The organism is Desulfovibrio piger (assembly GCF_900116045.1).
Lineage (GTDB): Bacteria > Desulfobacterota > Desulfovibrionia > Desulfovibrionales > Desulfovibrionaceae > Desulfovibrio > Desulfovibrio piger_A.
This window is the reverse complement of sequence record NZ_LT630450.1, coordinates 1,339,459-1,360,094: the sequence shown is the minus strand read 5'-3', so window position 1 is coordinate 1,360,094 and position 20,636 is coordinate 1,339,459. Positions and strand designations below refer to the sequence as shown.

Genomic DNA, 20,636 nt, shown 5'->3' with positions numbered 1-20,636 from the left:
AAGGGGAAGGGGCCCCGCGGGGGACCGGCCACAGCCGCAGGCGGGGATGATGCAGGGGCTGCGGCCGCGCGGACCGGCCCTGCGGTGGCCATCGTGCGCCTGCACCTGTCGCCATCGGCCCTGCGGCGCGGCCCCTCCTCCGATAGCGGTGCGGGCCCTAGGCTTCCGGGCCGTGCTCCTGTTTGATGACGGCTTCGGACTTGATGCGGTCCAGCAGCTCGGCAAAGGTGGCTTTGACGTTCTCGCGGATGTCACCGGCCACCACCAGCAGGAGCAGGTCGTCACCGGGCTGCAATTCGCCTTCATTGGCCTGGGCCACGATGGCGAAGATGCCGGGCCGCTGCTCCATCTCATGACAGATGGCGTCCATTTTGGCCTGGTCATGGCTGACGGTGACGGAGCTGACCGGCGCGTGATCCTTGCGCGACCAGCCGCGGACCACGCCGTTGTGTACCAGCATCATGCCCACATGATCGGTGAAGCCGGGGCGGGCCTTGAGTTCCTGCAAAACCTTGTTGACGTCCATGCTGACTCCTTTGTCTGCGGCGCCGGATCGTCCCGGCGCGGAGCCAGCATACACGTCCCGGGCCCGCGGATAAAGGGAAGACGACGCGGAAAAACAGCTTTGCACGCGGAGCTTCCTTCCCCAACATCCTGGAATGCTTTGAGAATAAAAAAATATTACTTATTTTTGCGCTAGGTATTGATTTTTTAATTAAGAATCATTACTATTCAAAAAAGCACATGGAGGAGTATATGAACCGCCTGCAAGATTATGCTCTTTACGATATCTCCTGGAACCTGAGCCCCGAGCATGCCGTGACCATGTATCTTGAATGGGGCAACAACGACTGGCATTCCGAATATCCGCCCGTGCGCTCCAAGGAAGATGTGTCCCACTATTTCGTGGTGGACAGCTGGGGCAAGGAGCCCGTCATCCGCCTGGTGCGCCGCAATTCCGAAAACGCTGAAGACCTGTTCACCATGCCGCTGCCTTCCCACCTGCTGCCCGAATACGAATCCGTGCACGGCAAGTGGCGCGGCATCAGCGAACCCACCCCCGCCATCAAGAGCTGGCTGCGCCACGAACTGGGCCAGTAGACAGCATTGACGTCATAACGACCTTCCTTCTTCATCCCCTCCTCGAAACCCGTAAACCTCCACACCAAACGCACCAGACAGGGCCCCGGCAACGGGGCCCTTCGTCGTTGGGGCGCAACGATGCAGCATCAGCGCCAGCCCGGACCGGACAAGGGAGCGCAGCGCCCGGCATCCCCGGCTCCTGCCCGCACGGATGTCCGCCACGGGACGGGCCGTTCCCCACGCGCATTCCCCGGCGGCGGGCATGAAAAAAGCCGGTGGCCAGAGGCCACCGGCTTTGCCATATCCGTCAGGCGCGTGTCCTACTTGTTGGTCTTGAGGAAGGTCTTGGCACGGGCTGCTTCGGGCGAGTTGGGGTACTTCTTGATGAGCTCGTTCATGCGCGCCTTGGCGGCGGCCTTCTGGTTCATCTTGCTGAAGCAGATGCCCTGCTTCAGGTAGGCGCCCGGCGCCCGGGAGCTTTTGGCGAACTTGGTGATGACCGTATCGTAGGCCAGGGCGGCATCGGGGAACTGGTTGCGCTGGAAGTAGCACTCGGCCAGATAGTACTGCGCGTCGGGGGCCATGCTGTGCGTGGGATAGTTCTTCATGAAATCGGCGAAGGAGCGCTGGGCCTCATCGTACTTGCGGGCCGTGAAGGCATTGAGGCCCGCGTCATAGAGGGCCAGGGACAGGTCCTTCTTCGCAGCGGGCTTGGCTTCGGGCTGGGGCGTGGGCTGCCCCCAGGTGCTGCCCGTGGCGGCCGGAGCGGCGGCAGGGGCAGCGGCGGCATCCCCGTAAGGGCCGGTGGCCAGACCGGCGGCGGCACCGGCGGCAGCACCGGCCGCGGCACCGGCGGCGGGTGCCGCATAGGGGTTCTGCTGCGGCTGGAACAGGGGCGCATTGGCCTGGGGCGCGGCGGCATGGGCGGGCGCGGCGCCGGCAGCGGGCATGGGCTCGCCCAGGTTGAGGTTGAGGGCCATGCTGGTCTCCACCTGGCGCAGGGCGGCATCATGGGCGCGCACGCGTTCCGCCAGGGCCGCGGCACCGCCCACGTTCTTCAGGTCGTCCACCAGGCCCTTGAGGGTGTTCAGTTCCTGGCGCATGGCCTGCACCTGGTTCCAGACCTCGGCCTGGGCGGGCTGCATCTGGCGCAGCAGGGCATCATGCTCCTGCACGCGCTGCTCAAGATACATGCTTTCGTTGGCAGCACTGCTGCTGCTCTGGCCCACGCAAGCGCCCAGCATGGCGGTGGCGCAGATCAGGCCACACAGAGGAAGAAGACGTTTGCTGTTCATAGAGTCTTGGTCTCCCGTTTTAAATTTTTTCACCGGCGTGCCTGCGACCGGCGAAAATATAGATCAGGCCCCCCAGCACAGGCAGGAACACGGCGATGACCAGCCAGACGGCCTTTTGCTGGAAGGAAGAGAAGCGGTGGTTCCAGATGTGCCAGATGCTCCAGAGGTTGGGCAGGATGGGGATCAGGGCCACCAGGACATGCCACCAGGCGAAGGTCATGATTTTTTCTCCTTGCGCTTTTCCGGGGCTTCCGGGGTACGCCAGATGACGATGCAGGCCAGGATGGCGCCGATGCAGATGGCCATGTCCGCCACATTGAAGGCGGGCCAGTGCCACTGCCCCACATAGACATCCACGAAGTCGATGACCGCCCGGAAGCGGATGCGGTCCACCAGATTGCCCAGCGCGCCCCCCAGCACCAGGCCCAGAGCGGCGCTGAGCCAGGCATTGAAGCGGGAGCTGCGCAGCAGGGCCACGATGGCCGCGGCGGCCACCACGGTCGCGCCCAGGAACAGCCAGAACTGCCACTGGATGTCGGAACGGTTCAAAAAGCCGAAGGCCGCGCCCCGGTTGTGGACCAGCACCAGATCCAGCAGGCCGGGGATGACCGTCACGGGGTGCGGGGGATCGATGGCGGCCACGGCCCACCATTTGGTCAGCTGGTCAAGCACCAGCGCCAGCAGGCCGTAGCCGCCCAGGATCGTATATTTTCGCATTACGCCTCGGGCAGTTCCGCCATGACCTTGGCACAGCGGGGGCAGAGGGTGGGATGCGCGGGATCGCTGCCCAGTTCGGTGCTGTAGATCCAGCAGCGTTCGCACTTTTCACCGGCGGCCTTGGCCACGCCCACGGCCAGGCCGGCCACTTCGGCGTCCTGCACGGCGTCGGCCGGAGCTGCGGCCAGGGGCGCCAGATGCAGCTGCGAGACGATGAAGAAGGCGCGCAGGTCGGTGTGCAGGCCTTCCAGGCGTTCACGCAGCTCGTCGGCCACATAGAGGGTCACGCTGGTATCCAGCGAATGGCCCACCACGCTGTCGCGGCGCAGGGGCTCGATGGCGCGGGTCACGGCGCCGCGCACGGCCAGCAGCACGTTCCAGTCGTCGCGCACGCCGTCTTCCAGCAGATAGGGCCTGCTGTCCACGGGCGGCAGGGCGAAGACCGTGGGCACGTCGTCGCGCAGGTCGTTGGGCAGGTGGTGGAAGATCTCTTCGGCGGTGAAGGACAGCACCGGCGCCATGTCGCGCACCAGCAGGCAGAGCAGGTGGTACAGGGCGGTCTGGGCCGAGCGGCGTTCCGTGGCGGCAGGGGCGGAGGAATACAGGCGGTCCTTGAGGATGTCCAGATACACGGCCGAGAGGTCGGTCACGCAGTAGTTGTGCAGGCTGTGGTAGACCTTGTGGAAATCATAGGTCATGTAGGCATCCTGCACGCGGTCATGCACCTGGGCGGCGGCATGGAGCGCGTAGCGGTCCAGGGGCAGCAGCTGGTCCAGGGGCAGCAGGTCGGCGCGGGTCAGGTCGTTGATGGTGCCCAGGATGAAGCGGCAGGTGTTGCGGATACGGCGGTAGGCATCCACCAGGCGGCCCAGGATCTGGTCCGAGATGCGGATGTCTTCGCGGTATTCCACCGAGGAGACCCACAGGCGCACGATCTCGGCGCCGTATTTGTCGATGAGCTCCTGCGGGGCGATGACATTGCCGATGGATTTGGACATCTTGCGGCCGTCGCCGTCCACCACATAGCCGTGGGTCAGCACGGCCTTGTAGGGCGGAACATTGCGGGTGCCCTCGGCCACCAGCAGGGAGCTGTGGAACCAGCCGCGGTGCTGGTCCGAGCCTTCCAGATAGAGGTCAGCAGGCGCGGAGAGCTCGGGGCGGGTCTCCAGCACGGCGGCGAAGCTGGTACCGGAGTCGAACCACACGTCGAGGATGTCGTCTTCCTTTTCCCAGTGCCGGCCGCCGCAGTGGGGGCAGGTGAGGCCTTCGGGCACGATCTCTTCCAGGGGGGCTTCATACCAGTAGTCGCAGCCCGTGGGGTGCTTGGCGAAGCGGTCGGCCATCTCGTGCATCCACTGGGCGTCGTTCCAGGCTTCGCCGCAGTCCTTGCAGAGCAGGGCCATGATGGGCACGCCCCACTGGCGCTGGCGCGAGATGCACCAGTCGGGACGGGACTCGATCATGTTGTAGATGCGGTCGCGGCCCCAGGCGGGGATCCACTGCACCTTGGTGTCGATGGCGTTGAGGGCCTTCTTGCGCAGGTCGTTCTTCTCCATGCTGATGAACCACTGGGTGGTGGCACGGAAGATGACCGGCTGCTTGCAGCGCCAGCAGTGCGGGTAGGAGTGGCTGATCTTGGCGGTCTTGAGCAGGGCGCCCACTTCGGTCAGCTTTTCGATGACCCTGGGGTTGGCCTCAAAGACGTTGAGACCGGCGAAAAATTCCACGGACGGCAAAAAGCGGCCCGCGTCGTCCAGGGGCGAATAGACGTCCAGCTTGTAGGCCAGGCCCACTTCGTAGTCCTCGCGGCCGTGGCCGGGAGCGGTGTGGACGCAGCCGGTACCGGCATCCAGGGTCACGTGGCGGCCCAGGATCAGGGGGGACTGGCGGTCATAGAAGGGGTGGCGGGCCATGAGGCCTTCCAGTTCCTGGCCGGTGGCGCGGCCCACCACGCTCACGTCTTCCCAGCCGAAGGACGCGGCGCAGCCTTCCAGCAGCTCTTCGGCCAGCAGGTACTGGCAGCCGCCGGTCTCCACCAGCACATAGGTGAATTCGGGGTGCAGGCAGACGGCCATGTTGTCCGGCAGGGTCCAGGGCGTGGTGGTCCAGATGACCACATAGGCGCGGGACGGGTCGGCGCCGGGGATGCGCCGGGCCAGGTCGGCGTCGTTGAGGGCGAAGCGCACGAAGATGGAGGGCGAGGTGTGGTCGCCGTATTCCACTTCGGCTTCGGCCAGGGCCGTATGGCAGGAGCAGCACCAGTAGATGGGCTTCTTGGCGCGCACCACGCCGCCCCTGTCCACGAATTTGGCCAGTTCGTGGGCCGTGGCGGCCTCATAGGCGGGGTTCATGCTCTTGTAGGGGTCGTCCCAGTCGCCCAGCACGCCCAGGCGCTTGAATTCCTTGCGCTGGATGTCGATCCACTTGCCGGCGTAGTCGCGGCACATCTTGCGCACCACATGGGCGGGCAGGGTCTTTTTCTTTTCCTTCAGTTCCTGTTCCACCTTGTGCTCGATGGGCAGGCCGTGGCAGTCCCAGCCGGGCACATAGTGGGCGCGGTAGCCCTGCATGTTGCGCGACTTGACCACGATGTCCTTCAGGATCTTGTTCAGGGCCGTGCCCATGTGGATATGACCGTTGGCGTACGGCGGGCCGTCATGCAGGACGAACGCGCCCTTGCCGGTGCAGTTTTCGATCATGGCCTCATAGGCCTTGGTTTCTTCCCACTGCTTGAGCTGCTGGGGCTCGCGCTGGGCAAGATTGGCCTTCATGGGGAAGGCGGTCTTGGGCAAATTCAGGGTTTTTTTATAGTCGCTCATGCTGGCTCCTCAGGCAATGTAAAAAGCGCCTAAGTTTCGGCAAATACGTTTGCAAAGTCAAGGAAAGGGCGGCAGGAAAGGCCGCCCTGTCCTGCTTTTCCGCGGGAAAATGCGGCCGGCGGCACGAGTGCCGCCCGGCACCTGCGGAAGCGGGCTTTGCCGGACGGGCCGAAGGCCGCAGCGACCGGCAGGGAAGGGGACCGGCAAGGGCGGCGGACGGCGGGGGAGCAGGCCGCGGGCGTGCACCGGCGGGAGCCCATCCCCGCTGCCGGATGACGAAAAGGGCTTTCCCGCGGGAAAGCCCTTTGCTGTCGCTGCGGATCAGAACAGGGGTTTCTGGCCTTCGATGGCCTCGGCCACCTCGCGCAGGGCCGCCAGGCTCTCCTGGGCCTGCTCGGGCGTGAGGCTGTGCAGGGCGAAGCCCGCATGGACGATGACATAATCACCGACCCTGGGCGGCTCGGGCAGCAGGAGCATGGAGGCGGTAAGGTAGGTCTGGCTTTCGCCCACGCGCACGCGGGCCATGCCCTGTTCCTGGAGTTCGACCACCTGGGCCGGAATGGCAAGACACATGACTCTTCCTCGATGGTTAGCAGGTAGTGCCGGGATCGTTCCCGGCGTATTGGCGGGACAGGCGCAAAATCTCCTTGCGGACCTCGTCCAGATAGGCGGGGAAGCGTTCCCGCACGGCCGGGGAAAGCTCCATGCTCCAGGACGTGTAGTCCGCGGGCTCCATGCCCATGACGGTAAGTCTGGGACGGGAGCCGTGGAGCATCTCGGCCATGCGCAGGGAATCCAGCAGGTCGATGTCGTGGATGGAGAGGCGCTGTTTCTCGTTGTCCACCAGCTGGCTCTCGCTCAGGCGATAGACCGTGCCGGGCCCGGCATGGCCGTGGACGATGTCCAGGATGAGCACATGGGCGAAGCCCTTGAACAGATAGAAGACATCCTGGGTGAAGGTGCCCGCTTCCATGATGGTGACGTTTTCGGGCCAGGATTCCCCGGCCAGGGTCTGGGCGGCATGGACGCCGACACCATCGTCGGTGAGGAGCAGGTTGCCGATACCCATGACAAGCACTTTGTCCATACAATCCTCGGTACAGGAGTTGCGCCCGGCAGGGCGAGGGGGGGCCGCCGTGCCGGGCCCGCACGGGCACCGGCCGTCCAGGCGCGGATGCCCCGGCAGGGGCGGCTGCGGACAGGCACCAGCATAGCAGCCCGGCGGGGCAGCCGCAAGGGGATGCCGGGGGAAGGGGCACAGCACGCTGCCACAGAAGGCCGCCACAGGAAGGCCGCCGGGAGCCGGGCACGAAAAAAGGGCGGGGTCTCCCCCGCCCTTCCGGTTTGTGGTGTGCGTACGGCCTAGTGCTCGTCGTCGTCACCGAAGAGCCAGGGGCCCTTCTTGGGGAACAGCAGGGTGTTCCAGTAGAGGACGTAGACGGGCAGGGTCACGAACATCATGACGTAGGCCCAGTTCTTGGTGTAGAGGAAGTAGTCGTAAAAAGTATGGAATTCCATGATGTTCCTCCTGTCCTAGTGGGCATCCTTGAAGTCGGGGTGTTCGTACAGCACCGGCATGTGATAGACGATGAAGCGGTACACGGTCACGATCAGGGTCACCACGAAGATGGAGATGCACACTTCCCAGATGCTGGGGAAGTAGCGCTCGTCAGCGGGCAGGGTGTAGTTGAAGGCGATCATGGACACGTTGAAGCGGTTCAGGACGATGCCCAGCACGGCATTGGCGGAAGCGAAGCGGCAGAGCTTGATGTTGCGGTCGCGGGAGCCCTTGGCATACAGCAGCGCGGGCATCAGCACGAAGAACAGCATTTCCACCAGCCACCACAGACCGTAACCGCTGCAGAGGTAGGGCAGGTTGGCCTGGACCAGCATGTCGATGAGCTTCAGCATGAAGTAGCCGAAAAGGATGAAGGCACCGGCCTTGGAGAAGCTGAAGACCACTTCGTCGGCTTCGCGCAGGTGTGTTTCGTCCATGTAGTGGTGCACGCCCTTGTGGGCCCACATGCCTTCAAAGATGACCATGGAGCAGCCGGCAGCCATGGAGCTGACGAAGAAGAACATGGGCATGAAGGGGGAGTACCACAGCGGATGCAGCTTGCCGGGGGCGATCAGGTAGAGGGCGCCCAGCGAGGACTGGTGCAGGGTGGACAGGCACACGCCGAAGATGGTCAGGATGATGGTGCAGCGCACCACGACCTTGCGCCACTTCTTGAGGAAGGGGAACTTGCAGGCCAGCCATTCCATGGGGGCCACCGAGAATTCGATGAACAGCACGGTCAGGTACGTGGCCACGCACAGGCCCACTTCGAACAGGACCGAGGTGGTGCCGGGGAAGAAGAACATGTAGGGCAGACGCAGCGGGTGACCAAGGTCATACAGCAGGGCGAAGACCACGAAGGCGTAGCCCAGGAAGGCGGTGGTCACGGCGGGGCGCACGGCCGAATGGAAGTGCTTCATGCCCATGACGTAGCAGGCCACGGTGGTGAAGTAGCCACCGGCGGCCAGACACACGCCGCAGAGCAGGTCGAAGCCGATCCACATGCCCCAGGGCTGGGTATCGGACAGGTTGGTGATGGAGCCGATGCCCTGGGTGAAGCGGATGAAGGTCAGTACGAAGCCCACGACCAGGATGACCGCGGTGATCATGTTGCCGGGGCGACGCAGGGAAAACTCACCAAGGTTGAACAGTTTGTCCTTGGTGGGGATCACGATTTGGTGCTGGGACATTTACTTATCCTCCCCGTGCTTGCAGCCGCAGCAGCCGTCGCAGCCGTTTTGAGCCTCACGGGCCTTGAGGGCCTCGATCATGGCCTTGCGGGCCTCATCGGCGGCCACGGGGCCCTGGTTCTGCTCGATGCTGCGCACAGCGGCGTCCATGGCGGCCGTCACATCTTCCTTGGCGGTCTGGACGGTCTTTTCCTGGGCGGCCTTGCTCATGGCCTCGCGGCGCTTGGTCATGCCGTAGGCGCCACCGAAGAGGATGGGCCAGAAGGCGATGATCATGGGCACGGCACCCAGGGCGCCGTAGGTCAGCTCACCCATGGGACGGTTGCCCAGGTGGGTGTCCAGACCCAGTTCCTTGAAGGTATGGCCGGCGTCGGCCGTACCGGCGGCCTTGACGGCCGACGGGGTGGGCTTGGGAGCCAGGACCATCCAGGCGGTGCCACCGGCGTCCCACTCACCATAGATGTAGTCCACATACTTGCCGGGGTTCTCGGCGATGCGCTTGCGGGCGATCTTGATGAGGTCGGAGCGGCGACCGAAGGTCAGGGCATCCATGGGGCAGGCTTCCACACAGCCGGGCAGCTTGCCTTCCTTCAGGCGGGGTTCGCAGAAGGTGCACTTCTGGACCAGCGGGTCCCAGGCCTCGTTGTACTGGAAGCCGGGCACATAGAAGGGACAGGCGATCATGCAGTAACGGCAACCCACGCACTGGGAGCCGTCGTAGGTCACGCTGCCGTCGGGCTGCTTCTGGAAGCATTTGGCGAAACAGGCGGAGGCACAGGCCGGGTCGTTGCAGTGGAAGCACTGCAGCTTGCGGAACACGGGCTTGCCGCCCACTTCGTACTTGTTGACCACCGTCCAGGTATCGGCGGAAGTACGGCGCCGCGTGTCGCAGACGGAAAGGTCGGTGAAGGGCTTTTCGGGCTTGGGCAGGTGGTTGACCTTGTTGCAAGCCTCTTCGCAGCTGCGGCAGCCGATGCAGCGGGTGGTATCGTGCAGGACGCCGTAGCTGTCTTCATAGTAAGGGAACATGTGGGTGCCGCCGGCCTTGGCCACTTGTGCCGTGCCCAATGCGGAAGCGACGCCAGCGCTGCCCAGGATGGTCAGAAATTTTCTACGATTCATAATCGTACTCTCCAGCTAGTTGGCGTTCTCGGTCGCACGCGGCTTGTGGCAGGACGCGCAGGACGTATCGAGGGGACGGGCAACGTCCATGCCGTCATGGCAACCCATGCACTGCAGATGATACGCGGCCTTCAGCGTGGGACGGTCGGGCACGCGGGGATCGATCTTGGCGGAATGGCAGCTGCCGCACTTGGGCGGAGTGGCCGACAGGGGGCTGCGATGGTGGCAGGTGGTGCACAGGATCTCGGGTTCGCTGTGGAACGCCTTGGCCAGATTGTCGCCTTCGATGCGCTTCATGAGCGAGGAGACGTGGCGACGATGGTTGAAGAGGTTGGGCTCGAACTTGTCGGACAGGCTGCCGATGACCACCTTGTAGGGGCAGGCTTCGGGGGCCATGTAGTCCACGGGCTTGCGTTCTTCGATGGTGGCTTCGGCCAGGGCGGTGCGGTCCTCGGCGGACAGCTTGCCGGCCACGCCCAGCTGGTACTGTTCGGGGGTCATCTTGGAGGTGACCACATGGCACACGCCACACCACCGGGCGTCACGCTTGGGGGTGACGATCTCGTGGCAGCCGGCGCATTCGCGGCGTTCCTTGTACTGTTCTTCGTGACAGCTCACACAGCTCTTGGGCGTGACGCCATCCTTGCGCGGGGCGATCTTGGTGGCGTGCATGGCGCGCTCAAGGGTGATGAAATTGCCCTCGGCCTTGCCTTCCACGGTATGACAGGTGCTGCAGGCCACCATATCGCCCGTGTGATGGCAGGCCGTGCAGTCGTCGATTTTGTCGACGTGGGCCTGATGGTTGAATGTCACCGGCGTCATGCTGGCGCCCTTGGGATTGGGCTTTTCGCTGACCGGAAAGAGAACCGTGGCATTAGGCATTTCCGCGTCGGATTCTTCCAGGCCCACCGCCACAGCGCGGTTGGCTTCGGGAAGCATCAGACAGGCCACGCCGGCCAAGGCAATCACCGCCGCCAAAAGCAGTGCTTTACCGTTCCTCATGTGCTCGTCCTTTTGAAACAGACTTTTCCCCATTCTCCCGCAGCGCAGGGCCGCGGGCGTCCTCCGGCTCTCATGAGCCAAACACACCAATAATGTGTGGCAAGTTACCGCAGGCACAAGGTCTCGTCAAGGGGGGGGCGCAGGCTGAAAAGCTTACTTGCACACTGGTATTGGGGCATCCGGGCGGGGCCGGGACGAGGGCGCGGCGGGAAAAATCCTTTGCGGCTGGCCCTGTTTCGGGAACGGAGCGGGCAAGGGGGGGAACGGCGGGCGGGGCCGGGGCCCCCGGCAGGATGCCGGGAAATGTTTTGAGAAATTTTCTGTGATCTGCGATGGGGCGGGGCTTCCGGCCGCTTCGGCGCGCCCGCCGCCCGGACGGGCCGGATGCAGGGGGCACGCGCCATTCCCCAGCCGGCGCCGTGCCGGCATGGTGCCGTGAGCCGTGGCGCGTGGCCGCCGTGCCGCTTCAGCAGGCCTGCCGGGCAGCCGCCAGCAGGCCGTCCAGATCCTGCGGCGCGAAGAAGCGGGCCCCGCTGCGGGCCCGGAACCAGGTACGCTGGCGCTTGGCGTAGGCGCGGGTGTTGTGCAGCCAGAGGCGGCGGCACTCCGCCAGGGAAAGGTCCCCGCGCAGATGGGCCAGCACCTCGGCGCAGCCGATGCCGGACCAGCCCGGGGCCGCGGCGTCGTCACAGCGCTGCCGGGCGGCGCGGGCCTCGTCCAGGGCCCCCTGTTCCAGCATCAGGTCGATGCGGCGGGCCAGGCGGGGCGTCAGGGCATCCAGCTCCATGTCCAGCACCAGCAAAGGCCCGGCGCAGGGCGGTGCGGGCATGGCGTGTTCGTGCCACCAGCTGAAGGAATGGCCGGTGGCGGCCAGCACTTCCAGGGCGCGCACGATGCGCTGGCGGTCGTTGGGATGGATGCGGGCCGCGTAGGCGGGATCTTTGGCGGCCAGTTCGGCATGGAGGGCGGCCGGGCCTTCTGCGGCCAGGCGGGCCGTGAGGGCGGCGGTGACGGCCGGGTCGACGGCCGGGATCTCGGCGATGCCGTGCAGCAGGGCCTGGAAATACAGGCCGGTGCCGCCCACCAGCAGGGGCACATGGCCCCGGGCCAGCACGGCCCTTGCCGCGGCCACGGCCTGGCCGGCCCAGCGCCCGGCGCTGATCTTCCGTTCCGTGGGCAGAAAGCCGTACAGGTGATGCGGGCAGCAGGCCCGCTCCGCGGGAGAGGGCTGGGCCGTGATGAGGGGGAAATCGCTGTAGACCTGGCGGGAGTCGGCGTTGATGACCTCGCCGTCCAGGGCTTCGGCCAGGGCCAGGGCCGCGGCGGTCTTGCCGCAGCCCGTGGGGCCGGCCAGACAGATGACGGGCAGGGGCGCGGCCATCTTATTTGGTGACGCGGAAGCCGCCGTAGGGGGCGGACAGGCAGGGCGTGGCCTGGCGCACTTCGCCGCGCTGGTATTTTTCCATCAGGCGCAGGCGCACGTTCTCGGGCACCAGGCCCACGATGTCGGCGCCGTGGCTGGCCGCGGCCTTGACGATGGTGGAGCTGATGAACAGCCACTGGTAGTCGGTCATCAGGAACACGGTCTGGATGTCGCGCTGCAGGCGGCGGTTCATGAGGGCCAGCTGGAATTCGTATTCGAAGTCCGAGACGGCGCGCAGGCCGCGCAGGATGGCACAGGCCCCGCGCCTGGCCGCGTATTCCACGGTCAGGCCGGTGAAGGGCTCCACCAGGATGCGCTCGTCGTCGCCCACGGCCTCGCGGGCCATGGCCACGCGCTCTTCCTGGGAGAAGAGGGGGAACTTGGGCGTATTGTCGGCCACGGCCACCACGATCTGGTCGAAGACGGCCAGGCCGCGGCGGATGAGGGCCAGATGCCCGTTGGTCAGGGGGTCGAAGGTACCGGGATAGAGTGCCAGTTTCATGCGAGTGTCCATATCAGTATGCGGGTTTGACCAAAATGGCGTTCCACCAGCAGTTCCAGGCTGTCGGGCGCGGCCACGGCGGCGTCTTTCTCGATCTCGGCGCAGACGAGGGCGCCGGGTGCCAGCCAGTTGCGCCTGAGCAGGCCCTGCAGGGTGGCGTTGAGCAGGTTCTTGCGGTAGGGCGGGTCCAGGAAGACCAGGTCGAAACAGCCCAGGGGCGTGTTGTTGAGGGTCTTGCGCACGTCGTCGCGGATCAGGCGCACGCAGTCCTCCACGCCCAGCTGGCGGATGTTGTCGGCCAGGCAGCGGGCGGCCGCGGCGGAGTTCTCCACCAGCACGGCCAGCGCCGCGCCGCGGCTCACGGCCTCGAAAGCCAGGCTGCCGCTGCCGGCGAAAAGATCGAGCACGCGCGCGCCTTCCCAGACCACGCCGCGCGAGGTGAGCATGGAGAACAGGGATTCGCGCGTCTTGCCCATGGCCGGGCGGTAGCCTTCGCCCTCCACGGTCCTGATGCGTCTGCCGCCCAGTCTGCCGGAAATGATGCGCATGGTTTTTCCTGTGTTTTCTGTGCCGTGGATGGACGGCGGTTGACGGTGCAAAGGCTGCCCCGGGGCAGGGAAATGACTTTTACCTGCGGGGCGGCCCTTCCGTCAATGGGCGGCTCCGCAGCCCTCCGGGAACGGCCCCGGCTCCCGGCAAGGACGGGCGCCGTCACGGGGCCACGGCACGATCCCCGCCCTTTGCCCTGTCGCCGGGGGGACTGCTGCGGGCAGGCCGCAGCCTCCCGGTGCCGCAGCCGCCCGCATGGCACGTCGTGGGGGAGGGGGGGACATGGGAGGAAGGGTCCCGTTCGCCCGCCAGGCAAAGGGACCGCTTCCCCCCATGAGACATGCGGACAGGCCGGCTCGCCTCACATGCGGGAAAGCAGGCGGGTCAGGGCATAGTCCATCTTGGCCAGGGCGTCCTGCAGTTCGGTCTGCTGGACCCAGGGGCTTTGCTCGATGTCGGCCAGCTTGCCCTTGAACATGTCCCACTTGCGTTCCACTTCGCCGGTGAGGAAGTCCCAGTTGACGCGGGGATGGGCCAGGGCCTCGTGCTGGACGGTCTGGGCCACCTGATGGCCTTCCAGGATCATCTCTTCCATGTAGCCGGGCACCAGGGGGGTCACACCGAACTTTTCCCTGATCAGGCCGGCAAGGACGGACTGGGCCTTTTCTTCTCCGTGGACCAGGACCACGTTGGCCTTGTCGTGGACCAGGGGCTCCAGCCAGGAGAGCAGCTGGTCCTGTCCGGCGTGGGCGGAGAAGCCGTTGATGGTGTAGATGCGGGCCGCGATCTCCATATCCTCGCCGAACAGGGTGATCTTGCTGGCTTTTTCCACGATCTTGCGGCCGGGGGTGCCCACGGCCTGGTACCCCACGAAGACGATGCTCGCCCCGGGCCTCCAGATATTGTGCTTGAGGTGATGGCGCACGCGGCCCGCGTTGCACATGCCGCTGGCCGAGATGATGATGGCCGGGCCCTTGTATTCGTTGATGCTCTGGGATTCCGCGGCATCCAGGGTATAGCGCAGGTTGGGCAGCTCGAAGGGGTCGTCGCCCTGATGGAGCATCTTCTGCGCGTCCTCGTCGAAGAGCTCGCGGTTGCGGCGGAAGACCTCGGTGGCCCGGATGGCCAGGGGGCTGTCCACGAAGACGGGCATGTCCGCGGGCAGCTTGCCCTTGCTCTGGAGGATGTGCAGGCAGTAGAGGATCTCCTGCGTGCGTTCCACGGCAAAGGCGGGGATGATGACCTTTTCGCCCTTGCTGTAGCTGTAAGCGATGGCGTCGGCCAGCTCCTGGTCGCTGATGTCCTCGTTTTTGTGGTTGCGGTCGCCGTAGGTGGATTCCATGAAGATGTAATCGGCCTTGGGCGGGCTTTCGGGATCGCGCACGATGAGGGCCTGGGGGCGGCCGATGTCGCCCGAGAAGATGATGCTGGTGGTCTTGTCGTCTTCGGTCACTTCCAGGCGCAGGGAACCGGAACCGAGGATGTGCCCCGCATCGTAATAGGTAACCTTGATGCCCGGGGCGGGCTCGAAGTCCTCATGGTAGCCCACGGGGTGCAGGAGCCCGGCGGTCTTGAGGGCGTCCTCGGTGGTGTACAGGGCCTCGGGCGGGTTCTTGAGGCCGCGGCGGCTGTATTTTTTGGCTTCCCACTGGGCTTCCATCTCCTGGATGTGGGCGCTGTCCTGCAGCATGATCTCCAGCAGCTCGCTGGTGGCCTTGGTGCAGTAGATGGGCTTGCTGAAGCCTTCGCGCACCATGAGGGGCAGCAGGCCCGAATGGTCGATGTGCGCGTGGGTCACAAGGATGAAGTCGATATTGCCGGGGGCGTAGGGACGGGGATTGCGATTGCGCTCCTCGATGGCCTTGTTGCCCTGATGCATGCCGCAGTCGATGCAGAAACGCTTGCCGCAGGCCTCTATCATGTAACAGGAGCCGGTAACGGTCTGGGCAGCGCCAAGGAACTGGACTTTCATGGGGTGCTCCGGGGTGATGTTCTGCTTGCCGGGTGCAAGCGGGTGATTCTTCACTATGCGCTTCCTGCCCCGGAAGCGCAAGGCCCCCCTATAAACCTTTGACGGCCTGTGCCCGGCAGTTTAGGATGAAGGTTCATTCTTCTTTCCTGCGATCCGCGCAACAAGGAGGCTTTCATGGAGATCCGGCAGAACGTCATCGACGATCTCAATGCCATGACCACGGAGTCCTGGCGTACCATCCGCATCATGGCCGAAATGGTCCAGGCCCTGGATACGCTGAACAAGCTGGACGCCAACTGCGTGTCCATCTTCGGTTCGGCCCGCTCCACGTCCGACAGCCCCGAATACCGGGATGCCGAGCGCCTGGCCAGGATGCTGGTGGAAAAGGGCTTCGGGGTCATCACCGGCGGCGGCCCCGGCGTCATGGAAGCGGCCAACAAGGGCGCCGCCGAGGCGGGCGGGGTTTCCGTGGGCCTGCATATCGAGCTGCCCCACGAGCAGGGCTGCAACCAGTATGTGAAGACGCGCTGCAACTTCCGCTACTTCTTCACCCGCAAGTTCATGTTCGTGAAGTACGCCATGGCCTATGTGGTCATGCCCGGCGGCATGGGGACCATCGATGAACTGTCCGAGGCCTTCGTGCTGGCCCAGACCGGACGTATCCGTCCCTTCCCCATCATCCTTTACAATGCTTCCTACTGGTCGGGCCTGCTGGAGTGGCTGCGCACGAGCATGGCCAACGGCCGCTTCATCAACAGGGAGGAGATCGACAAGCTCGTCACGGTGTGCGACACGCCCGAGCAGGTGGTGGAGCATCTGTGCAAGATCGTGATCCTGTAGGCGGCGGCGCCCTGGTGCGCCCCTGCGGCGGTCCCGTGCCCCCCGCGCCGCCGGGCTGGCGCTGGGAGGCCCTCATGCATCTGGCCCTGGACGAGGCGCGGCAGGCCGCCCGCGAGGACGAAGTGCCCGTGGGCGCGGTGCTGGTGGCGGCGGACGGCCGTCTGCTGGCCCGCGCCCACAACCGGCCCGTGGCCCTGCACGATCCCACGGCCCATGCCGAGATCCTGGCCCTGCGTGCCGCCGGGGCCGCCAGCGGCAATTACCGCCTGGGCGGCGGGGTGCTGGTGGTGACCCTGGAACCCTGCGCCATGTGCGCCGCGGCCCTGGTCCATGCCCGGCTCGCCGGGGTGGTCTACGGCGCGGCCGACAGGCTGGCCGGTGCCGTGACCTCCTGCACCGAGACGCTGGACCAGCCCTTCTTCAACCACCGGGTCTGGCATATGGGCGGCGTGCTGGCCCGGGAGAGCGTGGCCCTGCTGCAGGATTTTTTTGCCGGACGGCGGGACTGAGCCCGCTTTTTTTGCGGGTACGCCCGCGTACGGGACGACGATGCTGGAGATCATCGCTTTTTGTTGCGGCGCCCTGGTCATGGTGCTGGAGATGGTGGGCGCCCGCGTGCTGGCCCCGCATGTGGGCACCTCGGCCGTGGTCTGGACCAGCCTCATCGGCGTGGTGCTGGCCTGTCTGGCCCTGGGCGCCTGGCTGGGGGGCCGCCTGGCCGACAGGCACCTTTCCCGGCGCGGCCTGGCCCTCATCCTGCTGGGGGCCTCCCTGGGCAGCGCCCTGGCCGCCGGGACGCACCGTCTGGTGGGCGGGGCGCTGAGCGCCGCCATCACGGACATCCACCTGGCCGCCGTGGCCTGCGCCCTGGGCATCCTGGCCCTGCCCGCCCTGTGCTGCGGCATGATCAGCCCCTACATCATCCGGCTGCGCATCCGGGACGTGGCCACTTCCGGCGCCACGGTGGGGCGGCTGTACGCCCTGTCCACGGCGGGCAGCATCGCGGGGACCTTTCTGGGCGGCTTCGTCCTCATCTCCTTCTTCGCCAGCGGCACCATCCTCTGGGGCGTGGCCCTGGGCCTGCTGCTGCTCTCGCTGCCGGCCGAGCCTTCCCGTCCCTGGGGACGGCTGGCCCTGCTGTGCCTGCTGCTCCTGCTGGCCGTCTGGGACCGGCAGTGCCGCCAGGCGGACGGGCCCCTCATGGTGGAGAGCCCCTACAACTGCATGGTGATCCACGAGGGCCGCGACAGGGGCAGGCCGGTGCGCGTCCTTTCCACGGATCCCGGCTACAGCCAGTCCGGCATGTATCTGGACGACCCGGACGAGCTGTATTTCGACTATACCCGCTTTTACGCCCTGGCCGTGCTGGCCCGGCCGCAGGCCCGGGACATCCTCATGCTGGGCGGGGGCGGCGGCTCCGTGCCCAAGTGGCTGCTGTCCGGCAGGAGCGGTCTGGACGCCGCCGGCCTGCGCCTGACCGTGGTGGAGCTGGACCCCGGCATGACCGCCGTGGCCCGGCACTGGTTCCTCCTGCCCGGGGAAGACCCGCGCCTGCGCCTGGTCCACGCCGATGCGCGCACCTTCCTCAACCGGCAGCGGGAGCAGTATGACCTCCTGCTGGTGGACGTGTTCAACTCCTGCTATTCCATCCCCTTCCATCTGGGCACGCAGGAGGCCTTCGCCGCCATGCGCCGGGCCCTGCGCCCCGGCGGCGTGCTGGCCATGAACGTCATCGCCGCCGTGGAAGGCGAGGACGGCCGTCTGCTGCGGGCCATCCATGCCGGGCTGCGACGGCATTTCGCCCGGGTGGAGATCTTTTGCGTTACCAGCCCCCGGCATCCCGGACAGCTGCAGAACCTGATGGTGCTGGCCTTCAGCCAGGCCGCCACGGCCGCGGCCCTGCGTGACGCCCCGGGCCGTTCGCCGGAGATGGCGGCCATGCTGGCCTGCCGCTATCGTGCGCCCCTGCCGGCGGCGGAGCCCTTGCGCGACGATTTCGCCCCGGTGGAGCGTTTCGCCCTGTCGCTGCTGCGCCGCCCCTGAGCCGGATGGCCCGTGCCGCCGTGCCGTACCGGCTTGGCGGCCGCCTGCCGTCGTCCCCCTGCGGCAGGCCGTGTGCGGCCCCTCCCGCTGCCCGCGGCGCGGCATGCGGGCACGGGGCAGGCCCCCGTCCCCCGTTCCGGGCCCGGACGCCACCGCTTCCCGAGACGGGCCGGGAACGTGCCCGCCCGGGGCAGGCTTGCCGTTTGGCCACGAAATGCGTAGATTGTGCGCCATGAGAGGGGCGGCACGGCCCCGGCGGCCCGTGCAGACTCTTTACTTCAACCGCGCACGCTCCCGGGTGCGCGTTCGCAAGGGAAGGCAGTTTTGAGCGAATCCATCGATGATCTCACAGTGGAATATGAGGAGAACGGCCAGGTCATCCTCAAGGAACTGGGCAAGATCGTCCTGAGCAAGGGCGCCTGGACCACGATTCTCTTCCGCTATCAGGAGTGGAAGCCGCAGACCTCGTCCTACGGCCCCGACAAATATGTGATCCGCCGCTACAAGAAGGTGGGCGGCGAATACCGGCAGCAGAGCAAGTTCACCATCTCCAGTGCCGATCAGGCCCGCAAGATCGTGGATGCCCTGCAGACCTGGATCGGAGAGGCCGGGCAGGAAAAGTAGCCGGGACAGTCTGTGCCTTCCACAAGGTGCTGTTTGAGGAAAAAAGGGCGCTGCGCATGCAGCGCCCTTTTTGTGTCCGGGGGATGGAAAAGGACCGCCGCGAAGGGCGGTCCTTGAAGGGACGGGATGCGGGGGAGCAGTCCCGTCCGCGCGGGGGCGGGAAGGAAGCGCGGCAGCAGGCTGCCGGTCAGGAAATCATGGCGCAAGTATAGGATATCGTCCGCGCAAGGCAATGCCCCGGGCCCGGACTGTACAGTTTGATACATGGCGGCGCCCTTCCCGCAGGAGCGTCCTGCGGCCGGATGGTGGCGCGTCAAAAAAAGCAACATTTTTGTAGAAATTTATAATATAGTGGTATTATTTATTCTTTTATCATATTTCCCCCGCATGTTTTCTTTGAGTGCTCAAAGAAACAACGTTTTTGCAGTAGTTCCGGCCATGCCTGCCGTGCCTGCATGCGCGGGGCCCGGCAGACGATGCCCCTGCGGCCTTTGCGGAAAAAAACGGAAAGTATAATTATACCATATTGATATAATATATTTTTATTTCATGGGCCATAAGGTTTGGGGCCGGATGTGCCGGCTGTCCGGTGCCGGTGCGCAGCGATGGTCTCCCCTTGTCCGGGGGCCCTGTGCCGCAAGGCTGCGGCGCAGGGCGCCATATTTCCACATTTTTGTAACTTCAGGGGGGCTGCGCGGCCATCCGTCTGTTCCCTTTCAGGGATCAGTATCAAAAAAACATGTATTATCAATATGTTTTCGATGCATGTCCGCTGTGGAACGATATTTGCTTCATAGCCGGCAAGACATCCCCGAATCCTGGACGGGATGCTTGAAGTGAGGAGAAAGCATTATGAGAAGACGGGAATTCTTGAGACAGGCTGGCATCTGTGCGGCGACCGCGATGGCGACAGCGGGAGCGGCGAAGACGAGCTCCGCTGCGGAGCCCATCCGCTGGCGCATGCAGACATACGCCGGCGCGGCCCTGGCCGAGCATGTGATCAAGCCCCAGATCGATGCCTTCAACAAGGCCGCCAATGGCGAGATGGTCATCGAGCTGTACACCTCGGACCAGCTCGTGCCCACCAGCGAGCTGTTCCGCGCTGTCCAGCGGGGGACCATCGATGCCGCCCAGTGCGACGAGGATTCCATGTCGTCCCCCGCGGACGTGGCCATCTTCGGCGCCTACTTCCCCTTCGCCACGCGCTATTCCCTGGATGTTCCGGCCCTGTTCGAGCACTGGGGCCTCAATAAGATCTGGCAGGAGGCCTACGCCGAGATCAAGGGCGTCACCTGGCTGGGGGCCGGTTCCTGGGACCCCTGCAACTTTGCCACCACCACGCCCGTCCGCTCCCTCGCCGACCTCAAGGGCAAGCGGGTGTTCTCCTTCCCCACCGGGGGCCGCTTCATGAGCAGGTTCGGTGTGATCCCCGTCTCCCTGCCGTGGGAGGACATCCAGGTGGCCCTGCAGACGGGTGAGCTGGACGGCGTGTGCTGGTCAGGGATCACGGAGGACTATACCGCCGGCTGGGCCGACGTCTGCAAGTATTACCTGACCAACAACATCAATGGCGGCTGGATCGGCAGCTATTTTGCCAACAGCGAAAAGTGGAACGCGCTCCCCGAGCATCTGAAGGTCCTTTTCCGCCTGACCTGCGACAGTTCGCATTATTATCGGCAGCACTGGTACTGGTGGGGCGAGGCGCACTACCGTGTCACCGGCGGCAAGATGCAGCTGACGTCCATCCCGGATGCCGAGTGGAAGCAGGTGGAGACCGAGGCGCACAAGTTCTGGGACGAGGTGGCGGCCCGCAGCCCGCGCTGCGCCAGGGTCGTGGAGATCCTCAAGCAGTACAATGCCGAGATGGAAAAGGCCGGCCGTCCTTACCGTTACTGAT

General features: G+C 65.4%; 21 protein-coding genes. 6 read left to right on the top strand and 15 right to left on the bottom strand.

Translation table 11 applies throughout. The features are described from left to right. Window positions 1-157: 157 nt before the first annotated feature. The gene (locus DESPIGER_RS06320; protein ID WP_072334510.1) at window positions 158-526 is read right to left on the bottom strand and encodes a molybdenum cofactor biosynthesis protein MoaE; all 369 of its coding nucleotides are present in this window, start codon (window positions 524-526) and stop codon (window positions 158-160) included. 230 nt (window positions 527-756) lie between these two features. Between DESPIGER_RS06320 and DESPIGER_RS06315 the strand changes: the two genes are divergently transcribed. Next, window positions 757-1,101: a DVU0772 family protein gene (locus DESPIGER_RS06315; RefSeq protein ID WP_072334507.1), complete on the top strand. Its 345-nt coding sequence runs from the start codon at window positions 757-759 to the stop codon at window positions 1,099-1,101. 302 nt (window positions 1,102-1,403) lie between these two features. Here the strand turns inward: DESPIGER_RS06315 and ybgF are convergent, their stop codons facing one another. The 14 genes from ybgF to DESPIGER_RS06250 all read right to left on the bottom strand — a co-directional run bounded on the left by ybgF (window position 1,404) and on the right by DESPIGER_RS06250 (window position 15,232). Beyond that, a complete protein-coding gene (gene ybgF, locus DESPIGER_RS13415) occupies window positions 1,404-2,378 on the bottom strand; it encodes a tol-pal system protein YbgF (protein ID WP_072334504.1) in 975 nt (324 codons plus the stop codon). A 19-nt stretch (window positions 2,379-2,397) separates the two neighbouring features. Continuing rightward, window positions 2,398-2,598 (bottom strand): PLDc N-terminal domain-containing protein, encoded by a 201-nt coding sequence (locus tag DESPIGER_RS06305; protein WP_072334501.1) that lies wholly within the window; start codon window positions 2,596-2,598, stop codon window positions 2,398-2,400. Next, complete coding sequence (gene lspA, locus DESPIGER_RS06300) at window positions 2,595-3,095, bottom strand: signal peptidase II (protein ID WP_072334498.1); 501 nt, start codon at window positions 3,093-3,095, stop codon at window positions 2,595-2,597. The genes DESPIGER_RS06305 and lspA overlap by 4 nt, the downstream gene beginning before the upstream one ends. Then, entirely contained in the window at window positions 3,095-5,914 is a 2,820-nt protein-coding gene (gene ileS / locus DESPIGER_RS06295; protein ID WP_072334495.1) for an isoleucine--tRNA ligase, read from the bottom strand. The genes lspA and ileS overlap by 1 nt, the downstream gene beginning before the upstream one ends. A 321-nt stretch (window positions 5,915-6,235) precedes the next feature. After that, entirely contained in the window at window positions 6,236-6,487 is a 252-nt protein-coding gene (locus DESPIGER_RS06290; protein WP_072334493.1) for a HypC/HybG/HupF family hydrogenase formation chaperone, read from the bottom strand. A gap of 16 nt (window positions 6,488-6,503) precedes the next feature. Beyond that, on the bottom strand, window positions 6,504-7,001 hold the full coding sequence (hysD, locus tag DESPIGER_RS06285) for a NiFeSe hydrogenase maturation protease (RefSeq protein ID WP_072334490.1): 498 nt from the start codon (window positions 6,999-7,001) through the stop codon (window positions 6,504-6,506). 275 nt (window positions 7,002-7,276) lie between these two features. Then, a complete protein-coding gene (locus DESPIGER_RS13130; RefSeq protein WP_173783288.1) occupies window positions 7,277-7,432 on the bottom strand; it encodes a hypothetical protein in 156 nt (51 codons plus the stop codon). 15 nt (window positions 7,433-7,447) lie between these two features. Then, entirely contained in the window at window positions 7,448-8,662 is a 1,215-nt protein-coding gene (hmcC, locus tag DESPIGER_RS06280; RefSeq protein ID WP_072334487.1) for a sulfate respiration complex protein HmcC, read from the bottom strand. Continuing rightward, window positions 8,663-9,784 (bottom strand): sulfate respiration complex iron-sulfur protein HmcB, encoded by a 1,122-nt coding sequence (gene hmcB, locus DESPIGER_RS06275; RefSeq protein ID WP_072334484.1) that lies wholly within the window; start codon window positions 9,782-9,784, stop codon window positions 8,663-8,665. A 15-nt stretch (window positions 9,785-9,799) separates the two neighbouring features. Continuing rightward, a complete protein-coding gene (locus DESPIGER_RS06270) occupies window positions 9,800-10,753 on the bottom strand; it encodes a cytochrome c3 family protein (protein WP_231927653.1) in 954 nt (317 codons plus the stop codon). Window positions 10,754-11,252: 499 nt separating this feature from the next. Beyond that, window positions 11,253-12,167, bottom strand: coding sequence for a tRNA (adenosine(37)-N6)-dimethylallyltransferase MiaA (miaA, locus tag DESPIGER_RS06265; RefSeq protein ID WP_072334478.1), 915 nt, complete (start codon window positions 12,165-12,167; stop codon window positions 11,253-11,255). A gap of 1 nt (window position 12,168) precedes the next feature. After that, window positions 12,169-12,723: a pantetheine-phosphate adenylyltransferase gene (gene coaD, locus DESPIGER_RS06260; protein WP_173783287.1), complete on the bottom strand. Its 555-nt coding sequence runs from the start codon at window positions 12,721-12,723 to the stop codon at window positions 12,169-12,171. After that, the gene (gene rsmD, locus DESPIGER_RS06255) at window positions 12,708-13,259 is read right to left on the bottom strand and encodes a 16S rRNA (guanine(966)-N(2))-methyltransferase RsmD (protein WP_072334472.1); all 552 of its coding nucleotides are present in this window, start codon (window positions 13,257-13,259) and stop codon (window positions 12,708-12,710) included. The genes coaD and rsmD overlap by 16 nt, the downstream gene beginning before the upstream one ends. A 362-nt stretch (window positions 13,260-13,621) precedes the next feature. Then, the gene (locus tag DESPIGER_RS06250) at window positions 13,622-15,232 is read right to left on the bottom strand and encodes an MBL fold metallo-hydrolase RNA specificity domain-containing protein (protein ID WP_072337586.1); all 1,611 of its coding nucleotides are present in this window, start codon (window positions 15,230-15,232) and stop codon (window positions 13,622-13,624) included. Window positions 15,233-15,406: 174 nt separating this feature from the next. Here DESPIGER_RS06250 and DESPIGER_RS06245 point away from each other — a divergent pair, with 174 nt between their 5' ends. From DESPIGER_RS06245 to DESPIGER_RS06220, 5 genes are all read left to right on the top strand, one after another. Then, window positions 15,407-16,072 carry a TIGR00730 family Rossman fold protein gene (locus DESPIGER_RS06245; protein WP_072334469.1) on the top strand — a complete coding sequence of 222 codons (666 nt, stop codon included), beginning with the start codon at window positions 15,407-15,409 and terminating at the stop codon, window positions 16,070-16,072. A 74-nt stretch (window positions 16,073-16,146) separates the two neighbouring features. Beyond that, entirely contained in the window at window positions 16,147-16,581 is a 435-nt protein-coding gene (gene tadA, locus DESPIGER_RS06240) for a tRNA adenosine(34) deaminase TadA (RefSeq protein ID WP_072337584.1), read from the top strand. A gap of 40 nt (window positions 16,582-16,621) precedes the next feature. Continuing rightward, window positions 16,622-18,115, top strand: coding sequence for a fused MFS/spermidine synthase (locus DESPIGER_RS06235; protein ID WP_072334466.1), 1,494 nt, complete (start codon window positions 16,622-16,624; stop codon window positions 18,113-18,115). Window positions 18,116-18,439: 324 nt separating this feature from the next. After that, window positions 18,440-18,739, top strand: coding sequence for a hypothetical protein (locus tag DESPIGER_RS06230; RefSeq protein WP_072334463.1), 300 nt, complete (start codon window positions 18,440-18,442; stop codon window positions 18,737-18,739). A 960-nt stretch (window positions 18,740-19,699) separates the two neighbouring features. Then, entirely contained in the window at window positions 19,700-20,635 is a 936-nt protein-coding gene (locus tag DESPIGER_RS06220) for a TRAP transporter substrate-binding protein (RefSeq protein WP_231927652.1), read from the top strand. Window position 20,636 lies beyond the last annotated feature (1 nt).

Coding starts and splice junctions, on each gene's coding strand:
- DESPIGER_RS06320 (WP_072334510.1), bottom strand. CDS start 526: ATGGACGTCAACAAGGTTTTGCAGGAACTCAAGGCCCGCCCCGGCTTC.
- DESPIGER_RS06315 (WP_072334507.1), top strand. CDS start 757: ATGAACCGCCTGCAAGATTATGCTCTTTACGATATCTCCTGGAACCTG.
- ybgF (WP_072334504.1), bottom strand. CDS start 2,378: ATGAACAGCAAACGTCTTCTTCCTCTGTGTGGCCTGATCTGCGCCACC.
- DESPIGER_RS06305 (WP_072334501.1), bottom strand. CDS start 2,598: ATGACCTTCGCCTGGTGGCATGTCCTGGTGGCCCTGATCCCCATCCTG.
- lspA (WP_072334498.1), bottom strand. CDS start 3,095: ATGCGAAAATATACGATCCTGGGCGGCTACGGCCTGCTGGCGCTGGTG.
- ileS (WP_072334495.1), bottom strand. CDS start 5,914: ATGAGCGACTATAAAAAAACCCTGAATTTGCCCAAGACCGCCTTCCCC.
- DESPIGER_RS06290 (WP_072334493.1), bottom strand. CDS start 6,487: ATGTGTCTTGCCATTCCGGCCCAGGTGGTCGAACTCCAGGAACAGGGC.
- hysD (WP_072334490.1), bottom strand. CDS start 7,001: ATGGACAAAGTGCTTGTCATGGGTATCGGCAACCTGCTCCTCACCGAC.
- DESPIGER_RS13130 (WP_173783288.1), bottom strand. CDS start 7,432: ATGGAATTCCATACTTTTTACGACTACTTCCTCTACACCAAGAACTGG.
- hmcC (WP_072334487.1), bottom strand. CDS start 8,662: ATGTCCCAGCACCAAATCGTGATCCCCACCAAGGACAAACTGTTCAAC.
- hmcB (WP_072334484.1), bottom strand. CDS start 9,784: ATGAATCGTAGAAAATTTCTGACCATCCTGGGCAGCGCTGGCGTCGCT.
- miaA (WP_072334478.1), bottom strand. CDS start 12,167: ATGGCCGCGCCCCTGCCCGTCATCTGTCTGGCCGGCCCCACGGGCTGC.
- coaD (WP_173783287.1), bottom strand. CDS start 12,723: ATGGACACTCGCATGAAACTGGCACTCTATCCCGGTACCTTCGACCCC.
- rsmD (WP_072334472.1), bottom strand. CDS start 13,259: ATGCGCATCATTTCCGGCAGACTGGGCGGCAGACGCATCAGGACCGTG.
- DESPIGER_RS06250 (WP_072337586.1), bottom strand. CDS start 15,232: ATGAAAGTCCAGTTCCTTGGCGCTGCCCAGACCGTTACCGGCTCCTGT.
- DESPIGER_RS06245 (WP_072334469.1), top strand. CDS start 15,407: ATGGAGATCCGGCAGAACGTCATCGACGATCTCAATGCCATGACCACG.
- tadA (WP_072337584.1), top strand. CDS start 16,147: ATGCATCTGGCCCTGGACGAGGCGCGGCAGGCCGCCCGCGAGGACGAA.
- DESPIGER_RS06235 (WP_072334466.1), top strand. CDS start 16,622: ATGCTGGAGATCATCGCTTTTTGTTGCGGCGCCCTGGTCATGGTGCTG.
- DESPIGER_RS06220 (WP_231927652.1), top strand. CDS start 19,700: ATGCAGACATACGCCGGCGCGGCCCTGGCCGAGCATGTGATCAAGCCC.